This is a genomic window from Paenibacillus sp. 1781tsa1 (assembly GCF_024159265.1).
Lineage (GTDB): Bacteria > Bacillota > Bacilli > Paenibacillales > Paenibacillaceae > Paenibacillus.
Genome location: NZ_JAMYWY010000001.1, coordinates 3757315 through 3776987 on the forward strand (window position 1 = coordinate 3757315; position 19673 = coordinate 3776987).

The 19673-nt window shown below is 45.8% G+C and carries 16 protein-coding genes and 1 pseudogene; 16 read left to right on the forward strand and 1 reads right to left on the reverse strand.

The genetic code is table 11. The annotated features are described in order from the left end of the window. Positions 1-7: 7 nt before the first annotated feature. The 4 genes and pseudogenes from NKT06_RS16495 to NKT06_RS16510 all read left to right on the forward strand — a co-directional run bounded on the left by NKT06_RS16495 (position 8) and on the right by NKT06_RS16510 (position 2199). Positions 8-391 carry a tautomerase family protein gene (locus NKT06_RS16495; RefSeq protein ID WP_253436612.1) on the forward strand — a complete coding sequence of 128 codons (384 nt, stop codon included), beginning with the start codon at positions 8-10 and terminating at the stop codon, positions 389-391. A gap of 38 nt (positions 392-429) precedes the next feature. Then, complete coding sequence (locus tag NKT06_RS16500) at positions 430-1065, forward strand: FMN-dependent NADH-azoreductase (protein ID WP_253436615.1); 636 nt, start codon at positions 430-432, stop codon at positions 1063-1065. 149 nt (positions 1066-1214) lie between these two features. Beyond that, a pseudogene (locus tag NKT06_RS16505) lies at positions 1215-1436 on the forward strand (MFS transporter); the annotation flags it as partial. A gap of 73 nt (positions 1437-1509) precedes the next feature. Continuing rightward, on the forward strand, positions 1510-2199 hold the full coding sequence (locus NKT06_RS16510; protein ID WP_253436617.1) for a metal-dependent hydrolase: 690 nt from the start codon (positions 1510-1512) through the stop codon (positions 2197-2199). Positions 2200-2476: 277 nt separating this feature from the next. On the opposite strand, the gene NKT06_RS16515 is transcribed toward NKT06_RS16510, so the two are convergent. Beyond that, entirely contained in the window at positions 2477-3394 is a 918-nt protein-coding gene (locus NKT06_RS16515) for a LysR family transcriptional regulator (RefSeq protein WP_253436620.1), read from the reverse strand. A 155-nt stretch (positions 3395-3549) separates the two neighbouring features. Between NKT06_RS16515 and NKT06_RS16520 the strand changes: the two genes are divergently transcribed. From NKT06_RS16520 to NKT06_RS16575, 12 genes are all read left to right on the forward strand, one after another. Further along, on the forward strand, positions 3550-4029 hold the full coding sequence (locus tag NKT06_RS16520) for a GNAT family N-acetyltransferase (protein WP_253436624.1): 480 nt from the start codon (positions 3550-3552) through the stop codon (positions 4027-4029). 28 nt (positions 4030-4057) lie between these two features. Continuing rightward, positions 4058-4282 (forward strand): GNAT family N-acetyltransferase, encoded by a 225-nt coding sequence (locus tag NKT06_RS16525; RefSeq protein ID WP_253436627.1) that lies wholly within the window; start codon positions 4058-4060, stop codon positions 4280-4282. Positions 4283-4784: 502 nt separating this feature from the next. Further along, the gene (locus tag NKT06_RS16530; RefSeq protein ID WP_253436630.1) at positions 4785-5138 is read left to right on the forward strand and encodes a winged helix-turn-helix transcriptional regulator; all 354 of its coding nucleotides are present in this window, start codon (positions 4785-4787) and stop codon (positions 5136-5138) included. Between the two features lie 275 nt (positions 5139-5413). Then, on the forward strand, positions 5414-6160 hold the full coding sequence (locus NKT06_RS16535) for an SDR family NAD(P)-dependent oxidoreductase (protein WP_253436633.1): 747 nt from the start codon (positions 5414-5416) through the stop codon (positions 6158-6160). A gap of 371 nt (positions 6161-6531) precedes the next feature. Beyond that, entirely contained in the window at positions 6532-7119 is a 588-nt protein-coding gene (locus NKT06_RS16540; RefSeq protein WP_253436636.1) for a hypothetical protein, read from the forward strand. Between the two features lie 260 nt (positions 7120-7379). After that, the gene (locus tag NKT06_RS16545; protein WP_253436639.1) at positions 7380-8516 is read left to right on the forward strand and encodes a GntR family transcriptional regulator; all 1137 of its coding nucleotides are present in this window, start codon (positions 7380-7382) and stop codon (positions 8514-8516) included. A gap of 170 nt (positions 8517-8686) precedes the next feature. Further along, positions 8687-10912 (forward strand): hypothetical protein, encoded by a 2226-nt coding sequence (locus NKT06_RS16550; protein WP_253436642.1) that lies wholly within the window; start codon positions 8687-8689, stop codon positions 10910-10912. Positions 10913-10939: 27 nt separating this feature from the next. Beyond that, the gene (locus NKT06_RS16555) at positions 10940-14014 is read left to right on the forward strand and encodes an alpha-mannosidase (protein WP_253436645.1); all 3075 of its coding nucleotides are present in this window, start codon (positions 10940-10942) and stop codon (positions 14012-14014) included. 25 nt (positions 14015-14039) lie between these two features. Continuing rightward, a complete protein-coding gene (locus NKT06_RS16560; RefSeq protein ID WP_240661880.1) occupies positions 14040-14954 on the forward strand; it encodes an ABC transporter permease in 915 nt (304 codons plus the stop codon). 12 nt (positions 14955-14966) lie between these two features. Continuing rightward, complete coding sequence (locus NKT06_RS16565; RefSeq protein ID WP_253436648.1) at positions 14967-15863, forward strand: carbohydrate ABC transporter permease; 897 nt, start codon at positions 14967-14969, stop codon at positions 15861-15863. Positions 15864-15944: 81 nt separating this feature from the next. After that, a complete protein-coding gene (locus NKT06_RS16570) occupies positions 15945-17600 on the forward strand; it encodes an extracellular solute-binding protein (RefSeq protein ID WP_253436652.1) in 1656 nt (551 codons plus the stop codon). A gap of 44 nt (positions 17601-17644) precedes the next feature. Then, a complete protein-coding gene (locus NKT06_RS16575; protein WP_253436655.1) occupies positions 17645-19651 on the forward strand; it encodes a glutaminase family protein in 2007 nt (668 codons plus the stop codon). Positions 19652-19673: the final 22 nt, after the last annotated feature.

Consider the following 19673-nt stretch of genomic DNA (forward strand, 5'->3'; position numbering starts at 1 on the left):
AACACACATGCCATTGACTCGCATTACCACATTGAAAGGTCGCTCCAGCGAAGAGAAAGCCCTTATTGGCGAGGTCATCTTGCAGACGATTGTAGACAAGATGCACGTCCCCCAGAACGATCGCTTTCTGATTATAGAAGAACTTGACCGTGAGAATTTCAGCTTTGATCCGAATTGCCTGGACATTGATAGAAGTGACGGTTTTCTAATCGTACAGATCACTCTAAATGCCGGCCGGTCAGCCGAAGTAAAGAAAGAGTTCTATGAGGCTTTAGTCCAGCAGCTGCATCAGCAGTGCGACATTAGAATGGAAGATGTGTTCATCAATCTGGTTGAGGTCACCAAAGAAAACTGGTCTTACGGTAACGGCATCGCTCCGTTCATCGTGTAATACACAAACTATACTTAGTTAGAGGGGAAGTTTTAATTATGGCAACTTTACTTTATATTACTGCCCATCCCGGCAACCTTAAAGTATCTTACAGCCTTTCCGTCGGAGAGCAATTCGTACAAGCTTACAAAGAGAGTAATCCAGGAGATGAAGTAGTCCATGTAGACTTGTATCAACGCGATATTCCCCACATTGACGTTGACGTATGGGAAGCATGGGGAATCCTTCAGAATGGTGGTTCGTTCGATCAATTGACTGCCGCACAACAACAAAAATTGGCTCTGCTGAATACATTACTTGATGAATTCGTTGCTGCAGACAAGTATGTGTTCGTAACACCTATGTGGAACTTCTCCTACCCTCCGGTAATGAAGGCATACATTGATTCCTTCTGCGTCAGAGCTAAAACCTTCAAATACACAGAGAACGGCCCCGTTGGCCTGCTTGAAAACAAAAAAGCCTTCCATATTCAAGCTACCGGCGGCATTTACTCGGAAGGACCTGTGGCGGATCGGGAGAACAGCAGCCGTCATTTGAAAACCGTCCTGAACTTCGTAGGCATTACCAACTTTGATAATCTATTTATAGAAGGTGTATCCACTGCAGGAGATCGCGCTGCACAAATCAAAGCGGATGCGATTGAGAAAGCACGCATAGCCGCCAAAAACTTTTAAGACTACATTTAGCTAACACACTGAATATGCTTCACAACATTCTGCCCATCCATAGCTTCCGAAATACGAGCATTGGATGGGCGCTCATGGAAGTGTTGATGTGCTTTCGTATTGAAGGCATACCTGGTGAATTCAAGGAGGGAAAGAGTATGACAGAGCTTCAGCCACAAGCAGGGCTGAAAGCAGGTAAAAGAGCAGGGGTGGCGATCATATTGGGTGCCTTGGCTTCGCTCGCCCCGTTCTCCCTAGACATGTATTTGCCCGCGCTGCTGACACTAGCCAACGATTTGCAGACATCACCTTCCATGGCCCAGATTAGCTTGACTGCATGTATGTTGGGACTCTCGTTCGGGCAATTGGCAGCCGGACCACCGCAGTTATTTGTTACCTCACATTAATACGAAGAAACCCGACATCAGCAATTCGATCAGAAGGAGAATACAAATGAAAGTATCCTATCATGGACATTCTGTTGTGAAAATCGAAACAAACGGCACTACCATCCTGATTGATCCCTTTATTACAGGCAACGCAAGTACCGATCTGGACGCGACCAGCATACAAGCAGACGTAATCCTGTTGACTCACGGTCACGGGGATCATGTTGGAGATACGGTAGACATCGCGAAACGAAACAACGCATTGGTCGTTGCCTCGGCAGAGCTGGCAGATGTGCTCGGATGGGAAGGGGTGAGAACCCATGCCATGAGTATTGGCGGGGCGTACACCTTCGACTTTGGAAAAGTGAAGCTGACTCAGGCTTTCCATAGCTCTAGTTATATTAACCCGGAGACCCGAACCATCATCTACACGGGAATGCCTACCGGAATTCTGTTCGCAGCCGAAGGCAAAACGATATACCATGCAGGTGACACGGGCCTTTTCTACGACATGAAAGTGATTGGGGAACGCAACGACATTGATCTGGCTTTTATCCCGATTGGAGACAACCATACGATGGGACCGGAAGACGCCGCCATAGCCACAGATTGGCTTCAAGCCAAACAAGTTGTGCCGATCCACTTCAACACGTTCCCGTTCATTCAACAAGACCCGCAGTACTTCGCCTCGCTCCTCAAGGAAGGAGTAGGGGTCGTCCTTAAACCCGGAGAAACCATCAACCTATCATCCTGAACATCAATAAGACATCAGAAGGAAGAAATGTACAGCCATCAACATGTATGCTTGGGAAATGGCTGAAGGATTTCTTCCTTTTATGTTATCAATAAGCATTTAACATAGAAAGGAGAGGCCGTGTTACAGATTAGATGAAAACCTAATCTATTTTGCCCGCATATTCACAAAGTCATCAAGTTGGATATTATGGCGTAAAGTCCTCAAAAAATAAGTATTTGCTGCTAGTATAGAGGAGAAAATGGAACTAAGCCCTCCAGTTGCCTTAATAAATAATTTACTCATATGACCAGTCTCTTGTGTGTTTCAATGTTATTTCAATAAACTTTGATAGAGCGGGGGAAACCCACTTGTTTTTATGATAAACCATTTGGGCTGAGATCTGTTTATGATCACCTTCGCAAGGAATAACCTTTAATCTTCCATCCTTGATTTCATTATTTACAGTTATTAATGGTAAACAAGCAATACCCAGCCCACTCATTACGCAACGTTTAATCGCCTCAATACTCCAAAGTTCCATCGTATTGGAAAGTACGATTCCTCTTTCTCGAAGATATCCTTCAAACATGGTTCGATAACTGCATTCTTTCTCATTCGTGATCAAACACTCGTTTAATTTTTGGTTTTCATAGCTTTGATCTAAAACATTCAGCGGGTTGTCATGACTTCCAACAAGGACAATAGGCTCGTCCATTAAAGAATGTACGATGAAATCTGCATCCTGAAACGTTGGCATCATAAGGAATGCAATATCTGCACTTCCATGAAGTATTGCTCTCTTGTTATCTCCGCAAGTAGCGTTACTTAGTATGATGCTCACATAGAGAAACTTATTTCTATATTCTCTTAATATAGGTTCAAGTCGATAAACCGTTAACGATTCAGGAGCCGCAATCCTTAACTCGCCTCTTATATCATCACCATCATTTGTAATGCTTTCAATTTTCTCGTAAGTATCCAGAATTTCTTGAGTATAGTGCAATAATTTCTTGCCTATATCAGTCAATCTTACCTTTCGACCCATTCGATCGAATAGAGATGCACCCAAATGTTCTTCAAGTGCTTGAATATGAGATGTGACAGTGGATTGAGTGTAACCTAAATGTTCTGCTGCTTGTGTAAAGCTGCCCAATTGAATAACTTTTCTAAATGTAATAAAATGACGTATTTCCATCAGTTCACCAACTTTCAATGTAATTTCACTTCTATAGTATCAGAAAAATCAATGGATAAATTCTATAAATTCAATTTTACTAATCATTAGTTTCGGGTTAATCTTGAAGAAAATTGGCAAATACGGTCACTATAATAGCAAACTTTTAATAAAACGGTTGGGGGAGTAAATAAATGATTACAGTTTACGATGATAGATATAAAGAAGAAGTCATTAAATTAATATTGCATGTACAGAATGTCGAATATGAAGTGGCTATTAGTGTTAAAGAACAACCAGACATTCTAGACATTCATTCAAATTATATAGATGATGGGGGTAATTTTTGGATAGCCTTAAATGATAACGGAGAGGTTGTAGGTTCAATTGGTTTGCAAAAGAAAAATAAGGAGGTTGCTGTATTAAAGAAATTTTTTGTTTATAAAGACTATCGAGGCAAAGAATTTGGGATAGGAAAAAAGCTTTATGAAGTTCTGCTTGATTTTGCTAAGCAACAAGGTTTTTCAAAGATCATTTTAGATACCCCATCTAAAGCAACTCGGTCTCACGGTTTCTATAAAAAGGTTGGATTTAAAGAGATTGATAAAGAGGATCTGCCAATTAAATATGATTATCCTGACCGCAATTCAATCATATTTCTATTAGAACTATAACAAAAAGAAGGAGGTCTCATTTTTAAATTTGGAACTGAAAGAATCCAAGAGTTTGAGTATCGGTGTTTATAATCTATGCAACTTTATCGGTATGAGTATTAGTGTTGCATTATTTAGTAAAGGCAGCAAGTTAATGGATTACTTAGAGAACTGGGCACGGGGAGAGGGTTATTCCGGCATAAAGTTGTTGTCTCATCCGAGCCGCGAGATTGCACATAGGCTCTACCAAAAAAGAGGCTATCAATTTACGTAGGATCAGAAAAATTTTATTAAGTCTTTTAATTAGCATCAATTGGGGACTGAAGTACTATTAAACTAACGGGCAGGATAGTTCAAAACCGTACTAGGATCTAGGAGTGAATAGCTTTGCAGACTCTCCATGCCCCTGCTAATTTCCAAACCATACCCGTCTGGAGGCGGCGAACATGTGGAAGATTTTATTGGTAGAAGCTAAGGCCATTTTAGCTTTTGTCCAAATACAATGCGTCTGTGTTGCTGAGAACCTGCCTGAATGACCCAGCACCTTGTGTGTTTTGGAGCAAAGGATATGAGGGCGCATCGTAAGGAAGCTGTCGAGGTTATCCTTCAGGATATGACCAGCTGCTGTATGATCTGAATATATTACTCTTTTAGAACTGTTCTTAAGCACCAACAAATGCTATCATGAATTGTAGTGTTAATTAATAGTGTACATGCTTTTTAATTATATAGTAGCTATAAAGTAATAAATAGAACCGGGGGCTGTTATTACTAATATGAAAACATATTATTGTGACCTTGAGGTTACGTTGGACATTATCGGAGGGAAGTGGAAGGCGCTTGTTTTGTATTATTTGATTAAAGGTCCAAAGCGCACGAGCGAGTTAAAGAGACTCATACCAAGTATTACTCAAAAAATGCTTATTCAAACGCTTCGAGACCTGGAAACGAGTGGACTGATACATAGAAAAGTGTATAATCAAGTCCCCCCTAAAGTCGAATATTCAACTACTGAACTTGGTCAATCTCTTGAATCTATTTTGAAGAATCTTTGCAACTGGGGTGGAAAATATGCAGAGGAAACATTCGCACAGGATGAGTTCGAAATTTTGCACACGGATCAAAAATAGTATAAAACGAAAACCCCAGGGATATCATGCTTGGGGTTTTCGTTTATATAAATGGCTATAGAAGAGATTTAGCCCAACAACCTTACAATTGTTTCCTTTTAGTTACTATATAACAAAAAAGTAAGTACTTCTTTTTTAGATATGTTTGATACATAATGTCACTTGTACGGTGGAATTACATCTTACACAAGTAAAATCGCTGCGTTGTTATGGTTTGGTTACTATAGCGGTACTAATATAGGCCATACGGCCTCAAGAGGGAGAGGACAGAAATCATGGGGAATTTCAATGGTAAGGTCGTGGTCGTCACTGGAGGGACAAGCGGTATCGGACTTGCTACGGCACAGCGTTTTGTGGAGGAAGGTGCGCATGTCTTCATAACTGGACGCAGACAACACGAGCTGGATACAGCGGTGAAATTGATTGGGGAACGGGTCACTGGCGTTCAAGGTGACATATCAAATCTAAACGATCTGGACAAACTATTTGAAACGGTGAGGCAGGAGAAAGGGCATCTGGACATTCTTTTCGCTAATGCCGGACTTGGCAGCATCCTGCCCTTAGGCCATATTACAGAAGAGCAATACCAGATCACATTCGATGTAAACGTAAAGGGTACTCTGTTCACCATCCAGAAGGCCCTGCCGCTGTTTCCGGACCAGACTGGTTCCATCATTCTTACGGGTTCAACGGCATCTACGATCGGCGATGCAGGGTTTAGCGTGTACGGAGGAACCAAAGCGGCGCTCCGCCAGATGGCGAGAAACTGGGTTACGGACTTAAAGGGGACCGGAATACGAATTAATGTACTGAGCCCAGGAATGATCCATACGCCGGCTTACGACGATTTGTTTGGAGAGGCGTTGGATCAAGTCCTTGAATCCGCTAAGGATACCGTTCCATTGAGCCGCCTTGGTAAAGCAGAGGAGATCGCCAGTGCAGTGATGTTCCTTGCCTCGGAGGAAAGCAGCTATGTTAACGGCATCGAACTATTCGTAGATGGTGGAATGGCACAAATCTAAGCATATGTTATTGATCATAGTTTTAAGTGGCAATGAAAACGATAGCTCAATAATGCTAAGAAAGCAGCTGATCAATGTGATCGGCTGCTTTTATTCAACAGCGGGTAAGATAGTTGAAGATTATTGGCGGTGAACCGTATCACAAATGATGGTACACACAATCAGAAAAGAAATAGTGTTTGATAGTAGTTATATCAGCAGATCCATATTTTCATCCTCACTTGTGCGAAAGAAGCTAACTGTATATGGGTCCCCCAATCTGATCGGATATAATCACTAATCCAACTCCCAGCAAAGATTGGTATGTTATAATAGCATTATTTATATAGTAACGTAGACAAGACAAACAGGAGTTTAGCGGAGGGGATATAGTGGGAACGTCGACTTGTGAAGATTTGACCCAACAGTTGATAGAATATTTAAATGGGTTGGATTTTATTACTCAAATAGATGTAATTGGAAGTCGTGTTAAACAAACCTCAGACGCTTACTCGGATGTAGATTTATTGCTAACAATTAAAGATCTTACTCCAGATATCGCATTGTTCGAAGTGACCGAAAGTGTAAAAGCTAAGTTTCAACCGGCGTGGTATGATTTTGCAAACAGCCTGATGCCTGATAAATTTTTAGTATCAACATTTATTGGAGGAGACAATCCCTTTGCATTTTATGATGTCGGTATCCTAAACAGTGATAAGAATTTGGTCTATGACAAAACACAGTATGAAAATGACCAATGGGTTCATTTGATGAAGCTCTGGCTGATGAATTTCAAGTATATGATACGTGATGCACCACAGTTTGAAAAACGATTTGCAACAATGATGGAAAAAGCGAACATCTCCCACTATTCCGATTATAGAACAGGTTTTTATCAATTGTTGTTAAAACTAAAAGATAAGAAGACGATTAAGAGTGATTATTTACATATGCTTGAGGAGGTATTTAGAAACAGCTGATAACGTTTACTTGACCGGAATTTCCGGTGCTTTTACTTCCTAAGGGATCACCAAGCACGATTAGTTTATGGCGCACACGAAAGTAGGGGATCAACACCTGATGATCCTGCGCCCAGAAAAATGGTTTGTCTCCCAAATAAAGAAGGTGAGTCAAGGAATGAAGGATTGACAGGCATTCTACGGTTGTTTATTGTACTTATATGTGTAAAAATATATTTTATATATAAAAATATAATGAATGAATTGGTGATGTGATTATCATGAGTACGAATGATCGAATACCGTTGTACCAACAAATTCAAGACTATATCCGCAAATTTATTGCTTCGGAAAATATGAAGCCGGGTGATCGAATACCGACAGAGAAGGAACTCATGGATCGATTTAACGTTAGCAAAATTACAGTTGTAAACGCCCTGACAGGCTTGGCTAACGAGAAGTTGATCGCACGTGTCCCAGGCAAAGGCAGCTTTGTCGCAGAAGGCACAGATGCAGCTGATACCGCATTTTCTGAATCTCCGGCAGTAAGGGGAGGCAGATCGAGTACAGGGATGATTGGGGTGATCATGCCTACGATTCACGACTACTTTGCGATTCGACTCATTGAAGGGATCGAGCAGTCACTCAATCAGGAAGGCTATCGCAGCATGATCATGCTGACGCATGGCAACATCGAGAAAGAAAAAGATGCGATCAGGGAGTTAAAGGCACTTGGAACTGAGGGGCTGTTAATCTTTCCTGTGGATGAAGGTAACTATAACGAGGAGATTCTTGGCATGAAGTTATCCGGCTTCCCTTTTTTGCTGATTGACCGATATTTGCCTGGCGTCGAAACCCATTACATTGCGGCTGATGGAAGGTTGGGCGTGAGGCTGGCCGTTGAACATCTATGGGAGCTTGGACATCGTGATATAGCAATCTGCTCGGATTCTCCATTGCAAACCGTCACGGTCCAAGAGCGGATTGATGGTTATATTGAAGCACTGAAGGATAAAGGAGCATTGATTAACCCTGCACATATGATTACAGATTTCAAACCGCTGTCTGTTCTGAAGGATGCAGAAGCCCATCCATTGTACCGATATATCAGCAACAAGATGGTGACTGCTTATATATCGCTTAACGGAAGGCTGGGGGTTCAGATCTATCAAATGGCTAAGCAAGCCGGTCTTCGCATTCCCGAAGATGTATCGATTGTAAGCTTTGATGACCCCACTTCCATCGTGGAGGAATTCAGTATTTTTACGCATATAAAACAATTTGAGAGAGAGATGGGAATCCGCGCAGCCAACCAGCTACTCGAAGTCATTCGGAATAGCCGCGAGATTACGGGCTTCAGCAAAATTCTGATTGAACCTGAACTTGTCGTTCGTCAAACGACTGGAAGCTGTCCCTAATCATCATTTCAATGCTTAAATTCAAGTCTTTTCCGTAGATGTACGGAAAGGGCTTTTTTATTTTTCTCAAAAAAACATATTGAATATATTCTTAATGTATATTATATTTTATGAAATGGAGAATATTTACAACGAAAAACCAATCCAACAGGGGCAGGGAGGTCATAGCTTTGGTTAGAGATCGGAAAGAAGAACGAACCGGATTCCAGGAATCAGCACCCTATCATCCTGATTATGATCTGCAAACGGATTTTGTCATGGTCTATGGAATGGACGATACGATGCCGCAACGTATTCAGGAATGGAAGGATAAAGGGTACGTGGTTCATTTAATGACAGGAGTAGCATGGGGGACCTATAACGACTATCTGGACGGGGAAGTAGACGGGGAAACGCACTGGGATGAAGCCCAGATGGATCGCGATGGCGAGATGATTGTCCATGGGAAGGAACCTATTATTCCTTACATGGTCCCAACTGTTTCCTTTGGTAAATATATCGCTGAACGCATACGTGCAGCTGTTGATTCTGGCGTGGAGGCGATCCATCTGGAGGAGCCTGAATTCTGGGTAAACGGGGGATACTCGGAATCGTTTAAGAGAGAATGGCAGTTGTATTACAAAGAACCCTGGAGTCCACCTCACTACTCACCCGATGCACAGTTTCGGGCTTCCAAATTGAAAGCTTATTTATACACACGTGTGTTAGACCGATTGTGTACCGAGATGAAAGATTACGCTCTGAAACGTTACAATCGCATCCTGCGATTTTACGTCCCAACCCACAGCCTGATCAATTATACGCAGTGGCGAATTGTTAGCCCGCAGTCTCGATTGATAGAGCTTCCCTCCGTAGATGGATATATTGCACAAATCTGGACCGGGACATCACGAACACCGAACGTGTATGAAGGGGTGCGCAAAGAACGCACTTTTGAAACCGCTTACTTGGAATATGGTGTCATGCAAGAGCTTGTGCGGGGTACAGACAGACGAATGTGGTTTCTGCATGACCCTATCGAGGACAATCCGAATTATACATGGGACGACTATAAACAGAACTACCTGAAGACCGTTGCTGCTTCCCTGCTTCATCCCGGGGTTTCCCATTACGAGGTCGCACCTTGGCCGCGAAGAATTTTCAAAGGAACTTACCCTTCCGATGAAGGCACCCATAAAGTGCGGATTCCACCTGACTATGCAACGACATTGCTGCATGTCATGCACACGCTTGGCAACATGGATCAGGACCGGATTGAAATGGATGGTGAATCTCCCCGCATTGGTGTATTGATCGCCGACTCGGCCATGTTTCAACGCATGAAGCCTGAGCCGGAGGCACCGAATGCTGGAAAATATGACGGTACAGATCCGGAAGGATTCCAAGCGGATGGCGACACGGAGCTGCTAGATTTCTCTTCATTCTATGGTCTTGCTCTGCCATTGCTTAAACACGGAATACCTGTGAGACCCGTCCAGCTTGATAATGTGAGGCGATATCCACATTACCTGGCTCCATATCGTGTCCTGCTGTTGAGTTATGAGTACATGAAGCCGGAGCACTCCGATATCCATTATGCACTGGCCCAATGGGTACAGGACGGTGGTGCGTTGATCTATGTGGGAGACGACAGCGACCCCTATCACAACATCCGGGCATGGTGGAATGATGACCAGCGCAGGGAAAGCACAAATACCATATATACCTCACCACGCGAGCACTTGTTTGAACAGCTAGGGCTTAAGGTAGAACAGGAAGGGATTCATCCTGTGGGCAAAGGGGCGGTGCATTGGCTTCCTGTACATCCGGCTGCATGTACGTCAAGTAAAGCGAGTGCAGATCAATTTCGCCAGACTGTGAAAGAAACATGGGAGAGACTACAGGATTCCAACTTCCGTTGGGAAGCCAAGCATTATTTTAAAATTAAACGTGGGCCCTACATCATAGCCTCTGTCCTGGAAGAGTCCATATCCGAAGAACTACTGGTTATCCCAGGTCCGGTGGTGGACTTGTTCGATCCTAACCTGCATGTTCGGCAAGAAGTAAGGTTGGCTCCTGGTGAGCAAGCACTGTTATACGACATTACGGCCGGAAGGCCACAGCAAGACAAGGTCAGCCTGATCTCTGCCTCTTCCAGAATTGAAGATCTGACGATAACGAATACTGGTTTTCAATGTGTAGCCAAGGGTCCGACCAACATGCAGGCCACCGCCAGATTCTATTGCCCATTTGAACCCATATCCGTTTGCAGTATAGATCGACACCAAACTGTACCTACCGAATGGAAATGGGATTCAAAATCGAAAACCGTACTGCTGAACTATGAGCATGGCAGCAAGAACAAGGTGGAGATTCAAGTAAGGTGGGATCGTGAGAATGCAAAAGCAAAAACTTGATGAACGAGAGGAGAGAACCAAACAACTATGCCATATGAACCGATTAGACTCGGACATTTGAATCATATGCTGTCAAAACTCCGTGAAGCTATATATGAGCCGATTGCCAAGTTGAATGTGACAGCATGGGTTACCCCGGAGCCCGTTTCATTTGAGGAAAGAATGTCAGGTCAGCAAATCACTCTTTCACAGGGCGAGCGTTGGGGGAAGTTATGGGATTGTGCCTGGTTTTGTTTTACAGGGAGCATTCCACCGTCCGGTAGTGACGCCAAGGCTGTTCTTCTGCTGGACGTGAACGGCGAACTCTGTCTGGTAGATCAGGAAGGAACACCTGTACAGGGTTTGACAACCATCAACTCGGAGTTTGAATTCACATTGGGTCTGCCCGGGAAAAGAGTGGTTGAACTGGACCATGCGTCGATAACAGTGACAGACGGGGCATTCGAACTGTGGGCTGACGCCGGCAATAACGACTTATTTGGGAAATACCAGGGCGGTACGGTAAAAGAAGCGATTTTGGCACATTGTCGTGAAGATATACGAAGCTTGTATTACGACACCGAAGTGCTTCTGGAGACGGCAGAACACCTTCCTGTCAACATGGCGCGCAGAGAAAGGATTCTTCAATCCCTGTATGACGCTTCCATAGTATTGACGGAATTAACGCCTGACCGCATACATCGCGCCAAGCTATTATTGAACGAACAATTATCACGTCGTGGCGGCGATCCTGTGCTGAACATAAGTGCGGTTGGGCATGCCCATATCGATTTGGCCTGGTTATGGCCGATTCGCGAAACGATCCGTAAGGGCGCAAGAACATTCTCCACGGTGCTTCGCATGATGGAGCGTTATCCCGATTATGTATTCGGAGCGAGTCAGCCTCAGCTATACGATTGGATGAAGCAGCACTTTCCCAAGCTGTATGACCAGATCAAGGAACGGGTGCAGGAAGGCAGATGGGAACCGCAAGGGGCCATGTGGGTGGAATCGGATACCAATGTGCCAGGCGGTGAATCTCTTGTACGCCAGATTCTGTACGGCAAACGTTATTTCCAACAGGAATTTGGAATGGAGATGAAGTCGCTGTGGATGCCAGATGTATTTGGCTACTCCGCAAGCTTGCCGCAGTTGTTGAAGAAATCCGGTGTGGATTACATGATGACCCAGAAGCTCTCCTGGAGCGAGTACAACCGCCATCCTCACCATTCCTTTCTGTGGGAAGGGATCGACGGTTCCTCGGTGTTAACACATATGCCGCCTGAGGATACGTACAACAGTCCGGCCGCTCCACGTTCCATTGCCAAAGCAGAGCGGGAGTATCTGGACAAAAATGTTTCCAGCCACGCATTGATGCTCTTCGGCATTGGAGACGGCGGCGGCGGGCCGGGAGAAGAGCATTTGGAACGGTTGGAGCGGGAGAAGAACTTGCTCGGTCTGGCGCCTGTTGTGCAGGAACCTTCCTGGAAATTTTTTGAACGATTGAATGAAGAACGAGAGCGATTCCAGACCTGGCGTGGGGAGTTGTATCTCGAAAAGCACCAAGGAACCCTGACCAGTCAGGCACGGAGCAAGAGGTATAACCGCAAGATGGAGAAAGCTCTGCGCGAGCTGGAATTTGCTGCTGTACTGGCTGCCCGCATGGGCAAGTCTTATCCGGCCGAAGCATTGGAGACGATCTGGAAGGAGGTGCTTCTGTACCAGTTCCATGATATCCTCCCCGGATCTTCGATTAAGCGAGTATATGATGAGTCGTTAATACGGTATGAAGCATTGCTCCAGCAGACGGAAGGCATGATCACCGAAACCTACAGCTATATTACAGATTATATCTCTTCCCAAGAGGAAAGCTCCAATTCAACTGTGGTATTCAACTCACTACCGTGGGAACGTCAGGAGTGGCTGCACCTCCATGGACGATGGCATAAGGTGCAAGTTCCATCCATGGGCTACACCGTGGTATCTGATCATGAAGATCAGGAGGTCATGGGGGAGATCGCAACTGGTATTGAAGCGGATGTTGCTGCGCTGGAAACAGATTTCCGTGACACAGCCGAGGAGTTCAGTATGGAGAATGACATTCTCATCGTGAAATTTGACCCCAATGGCGGCATCACCTCGATCCTGGATAAGCTGGAGGCACGTGAAGTTATCCTGCAAGGACAGCGGGGGAACGACCTTCGTGTATATCATGACGAAGGCGATGCCTGGGATTTCCGCCATGATTATTCAGCGCAAGTGGGGATGCCATTAATTCTGAATGATATCCATGAGTTTCGGGATGGTCCAAGAGTTGGGTTGGTTTTTGATTATAGCTACGGCGAGTCGTCTCTAACCCAAACCGTTATTTTAACTGAGAGCAGTCGGCGTATTGATTTTGAAACGGTCGTGGATTGGAAGGAATACGGTAAAATGTTACGCACTTCGTTCCCGGTGCAGATTCGTACCGATCAGGTTCACTGTGAAATCCAGTTTGGCAGCCTGAGCAGGCCGACTCACCGCAATACGATGTGGGACTTTGCCAAGGATGAGATTTGCGCTCACCAATGGGTGGATATATCAGAACCGGATTACGGAGTCGCCTTACTCAACGATTGCAAATACGGACATCGAGCCATCAACAATGTACTTGACCTTCATTTGCTGCGCAGCAGTTCCTACCCGGATCCGGTGGCGGATCGTGCAGAGCACCAATTCACCTATTCGTTATATCCGCATCAGGGGAACCATGTTCAGGCTGAAATCTATCGAAGAGGCAATGAGCTCAATATTCCGCTGCGCCTGAGTTCCTTGTCTGCACCTTCAATGGATGTAGAAGAGGAAAAGCTGCCTTACACGAAAGCATTCCTGCAGCCGGATCATCCGCACATCATGGTGGAGTCAATCAAAAAAGCCGAGGACAGCAATGACATTATCGTCCGTCTGTATGAGACCTCGGGAACCCAGGTTAAAACGAAGCTGTCTATCGGATGGGATGCTGCTGAAGTTTGGGAGGTGGATCTCATGGAAAATAACATTTCATCCCTGGAGCTGCACAATCAATCTGACGTAGTTGTATCCTTCACACCATTCGAGATCATCTCGCTGCGATTGAAAGGGTAGTTTAAGGGAAAGGAGCGTTGGGAATGTGATTAAGAACAGTGTGTTAATGAAGCGAATCTGGAAGCATAAGCTCTTTTACTTGTTCATGTTACCTGGCATCATCTGGTTCTTCCTATTCTCTTATGTTCCCTTATATGGAATTCAGGTTGCCTTCAGGGACTATACCTTTGTTGGCGGTTTTACCGGAAGTCCCTGGGCAGGCTTCAAGTATTTTCAACAGTTCTTTAACTATTATCAATCCGGTGATATCATCCGCAACACGGTGATTATCAGTCTGATGAAGCTGTTAATCGGCTTTCCGATGCCAATCATTCTTGCCATTCTTTTAAACGAAATACGCATGATTAGGTTCAAGAAAACCGTTCAGACACTTTCCTATTTACCCTACTTTGTATCCTGGATTGTGGTTGTCACCCTGATGCAGAGATTGCTCACGCCATACGGCGGGCCCGTTAATGATTTGTTGGGGTCGTTCGGAACTGATCCAATCCAATTCCTGAACAATCCCACCTGGTTCTATCAGATGATTGTTGGATCGGATATTTGGAAGAACATCGGCTGGAACTCCATCATATTCATGGCTGCCATTGCCGGAATTGACCAGCAGCAATATGAAGCTGCCAAGATCGATGGTGCAGGGCGTTTCCAACAGATGTGGCATGTGACCCTGCCGGGCATCCGTAATGTCGCCATTATATTATTTATTCTCGCCGTGGGTAACTTGATGAGCGCGGGTTATGAGCAACTGCTTCTCCTGAATGGACCTGCGACCGCTGGCATGGGCAGTGTACTCGACGTGCACGCCATTAACTCGGGTATCCGGGAAGGGCGTCTGAGTTACGCGGCAGCTGTGGGGCTGTTCCAGAGTGTAATTGGGCTGATTTTGGTGCTAACGGTCAACCGGATTGCCCGCAAAGTCAGTGATGTATCCCTGTTCTAAGGAGGTGATGTGATGACACGTAAATGGTCCTTATTTTCCGTTATAAACTATACCATTCTCGCTTTGGTCGGATTCTCCATGATCTACCCGTTTATTTACATCCTGGCGTACTCGCTGAATGACGGCAAGGATTCCATGCAGGGCGCGATCTATTTCCTTCCACGACAATTTACACTGGAGAACTATGCCCAGGTATTTGATAACACACGCATCTGGAAGGCGTACCAGATCACCATCATGCGAACCGTGCTGGGTACGTTCCTTCATGTGATTCTGTGTACATTGATGGCTTACGCGCTCTCGAAGAAATCATTGCCGGGCCGTTCATTTTTCACCTTTTACATCTTTTTGCCTACGATTTTCAGTGCCGGATTCATCCCGTTCTTCATTACGCTTCAGAAGCTGCATCTGATCAATACCTTCTGGGTGTACGTCTTACCGCTGTTATTCAACTTCATGCATATCATCATTATCCGGACCTTTCTGCAAGGTATTCCGGAAGAGCTTGAGGAATCAGCCCACATTGACGGGTATGGGGATTTTCAAATCTTCATTCGCATCATTCTGCCTCTCTCGGGACCCGTGCTGGCAACGATCTCTCTTTTTATTGGGGTCGCCCACTGGAATGACTGGTTCTCGGGTGCCTACTATGTATCCAACAAGGATCTGATTCCGGTGCAAACCCTCTTGCAGGAGATGCTGACCGAAGCGGAGTCGCTGTCCAATTCGATGCAGCGCGCAGCACAACAGGGCGGGCAGACGATTGGCAGTTCAGGCGGAGCGGGTGCGACACCCGAATCCCTGCGTATGGCTTTGCTTGTCATTACGGTCTTCCCGATCCTGTGTATCTACCCGTTCCTGCAACGATATTTCGTAAAAGGAGTGATGATCGGTTCGGTGAAAGGTTAGGTGATCCTGACCCGGAATTAGCTGAGTTTTTACCAGGCTTGACCCAGATCATTCATCATCATATTTCAGGAGGCGATTGGTTTGAACCGAATTTGGTCGAAAGGCGTATCCGTATTACTCGTGTCCATCCTGGTTGGAGGATCGTTGAGCGGATGCACGGATTCATCAGGAAACGGGAATAGCGGAGAAGCAGCTGATGGTTCATACAAGCTCAAAATATTGCACAACTGGAACGGTTCGGGTGGTTCGGATAACGGAATAACGCCTGTGGAAGAAGTCATCAAGGAGAAGACTGGCGTCACGCTGGATTGGGAGTATACCAAAGGCAGTGAGACCGAGAAGGTAAACCAGATATTTGCCACGCAGGATCTGCCGGATATCTATACCGGACCCGCATGGGGAGGTGAGCTGGATGGCATTATCAAGGCGGCCAAAGAAGGGCAGCTCGTCGATATTTCCGACAAATTGGGGGACTATCCTAACCTCGCGAAATCCATTGCTGAAGAAAATGTACCGCCAGCGCTCTACGAAAAAGCGATTAATGCCTATGACGGCAAAAAATATCTACTCCTGCAAAACCAGCCTGCCCAGAATGAAGATGGCATGGATTGGCTGTACGGCTTCTATGTTCGCAAGGATATCGCGGATAAGGTGGGTATAGACCCTCAATCGGTCGTGACAAAGGAGGAATTCTATAACTTCCTCAAAGCAATCAAGGATGCCAATCTGCAAGAGAACGGGCAGCCGGTCTTTCCACTGGGTGGCTTCAGCAACGGCTGGTCCGTCGGCATCGGCAATACCATGTTCAATTCGGGTGGCAGTTATGTTGACAAAGGTGACGGAACGGTAGAGCATAACTTTTTCACCAAAGGTTATGAAGAATACACCCTGTTCTATCGGAAACTGGTTGAAGAAGGGTTAATGGACCCGGAAGCATTCACCCAGACTGACCCGATCGCCAAGGAGAAAATCAATCAGGGCCGCATCGCCATTCTGGCCGCACACTATCCGGCCATTCTGGATGCCTCCAAAGAATATGTTACTTCACATCCTGGAAGCGATTACATCCCGATCGGCCCTTTGGAGCGTGCAGATGTTGAACCGAATCGGCCTGCGGATCTGGGCATTCAGGGCAACAACGTAACAGCGATCACCAAAAACTGCAAGGGCGCATGTGTAGATGCGGCGCTGAAGTTCCTCGATTACATGGCTTCCGATGAAGGATTTATGCTGGCAAGATACGGAGTGCAGGGCGTTCATTGGGATATGAAGGAGGGTAAACCTGTTGCCAATAAGGAGTGGTTCGATAAATTTACGGCAGATCAATCGGGTAAAGTTCGCAAGAACGAAGGCATTTCCATTGGTCTGGAATCCATCACGGGGCCTGATCGAATCAATTCGGTCGCAGGCGGAGATATCTGGGCCGATCAGAAACGGCTTGATGCCATGGAACAAGCCAGAAAAATTCTGCGTCCTAATGGCATTCATGTCATTACAGCCTATAACCCGGGCGATGTGATGACCAAAGCACCGGAATGGGAGATGCTGAAGCCTTCCATGGACCGGATGGGTGATGCCTGGAAGGAAGCAATCTTTGCGAAATCGGATGAAGCGGCGTTGGGCATTATCAACGAGCTTCGCGAGCAGCTTCGAAAGACCGGATATGATCAAGCCATGCAGTTTACGAACGAAAACTTGAAAGGGAAAGACGTAGTTACCGTTCAGATGCCGAACTGATCACCTCCATATTCTTACTTTTAATTTGAAGGAGTTGCATTCATATGACGACCGAGTTCAGACCGCCTTCCGTACCTCTGGTTACTGTGGACCCTTATTTTAGCGTATGGTCGGCCGCGGACCATCTGTATGAAGATCATACCCGGCATTGGACCAACAAAACGAATGGCATGGTGGGCTTGGCGGTGATCGATGGAAAGGTACGACGATTTATGGGGAAAGTGGGATCGCAGGAGCGTACAGCTGTCCAGGAACCTGAAGTGCTTGTGCAGACCAGCCTGACTGTCCAGCCCGTAACGACTCGATATACGTTTCAAGGGGAAGGAATTGAACTTCATGTTCAGTTCAATACACCTTTATTGCTGGATGATCTGGACCTGTTATCCAGGCCGGTGACGTATTTGACTTTTCAGGCCAAATCCATCGATGGGGCCTCCCATCAAGTCAAAATATATTTTGATGTGACAGGTGAATGGTGTGTAAACACATCCGACCAACACATTACATGGGAACGCCATGTGATTGAGGGGCAATGGAATGTCATGTCCATGGGCACTGTGGATCAGCCCGTATTACAGCTTGCCGGTGATGATACACGAATCGATTGGGGATATATGGTTCTGGCTGTTCCCCAATCTTCCGATATCCAGACGGCCATTCATTCAGTAACGGGCCGTGAGCAGTATGCACGCACTGGACAATTGCCGATCGAAGATGATCATCCTCAGCCGCGAGCTGTATCGGACAACATGCCGGTTATGGCCGCCGAGATCGATCTGGGGGCTGTCCGGGACGAACCGATATCCGAATTTCTCATGCTTGCGTATGACGATATCCATGCGATTGAATATTTTCAACAACCGCTGCCTGCATATTGGAAGCGAAGTGGATTAACATTTCATGAAATGCTGTTGATGGCAGCTCAACAATACGAAGAGATTCAGCAGCGCTGTGATCGTTTTAACCTGGAGCTCCTGGAAGAGAGCCAAGACGCAGGCGGCGATAAATATCGGGATATGGTGGCGCTAACGTACAGACAGGCGATTGCGGCGCATAAGCTGGTTGCCGATGAGGAGGGGAATGTTCTATTTTTCTCCAAAGAGAATTTCAGCAACGGATGTATCGCTACGGTGGATGTCAGTTACCCTTCGATCCCATTATTCCTGAGATACAACCCTGAACTGATCAAGGGCATGATGCGTCCAATTTACCAGTATGCGATGAGCCCGGATTGGACGTTTGATTTTGCTCCTCATGATGTAGGAACCTACCCTAGGGCCAACGGTCAGGTATATGGAGAGAATAAGCTGGAATACCAGATGCCGATTGAGGAATGCGGCAATATGCTGCTGATGGCTGCGGCGGTCAGCAAATACGAGGGAGATATCGAATTTGCTCGGCAGCATTGGAAACCTCTTACGCGATGGGCAGATTATTTGCTGCACAATGGACTCGATCCTGTAAACCAACTGTGCACAGATGACTTTGCGGGACATTTGGCACACAATACCAATTTATCGATCAAGGCCATATTGGGTATCGCTGCGTATTCCTACCTGTGTGAAAAGCTCGGTTTGCAGGAAGGGGCGAAGTACCTGGAGGAAGCTCGGAACATGGCTCAGGAGTGGGTGTCCATGGCAGATGCCGGGGACCATTATAAGCTGACGTTTGACAGTCCAACCGAGTCATGGAGCATGAAGTACAATCTGGTGTGGGATCATCTGCTCGACCTGCACCTGTTCCCGAAAGAGATCGCCGCCAAAGAACTTGAATATTACATGCACAAACAAAACCGCTATGGCCTGCCGCTGGATAGCCGTGAAACGTATACCAAATCCGATTGGCTGGTCTGGTGTGCCTCCATGAGTACAACGAAAGCGCAGTTTGAATCGTTCATTTCACCGCTGTGGGATTTCATGAACGAAACCTCATCTCGTGTTCCCGTAACGGATTGGTATGACACGATCACCGCTAAGCAGATGAATTTTCAGAATCGTTCTGTGGTCGGCGGCTTCTTTATCCAATTACTCATGCAACAGTCTACAGACTAATGGGTGTGAAGGCAGGTGGTGA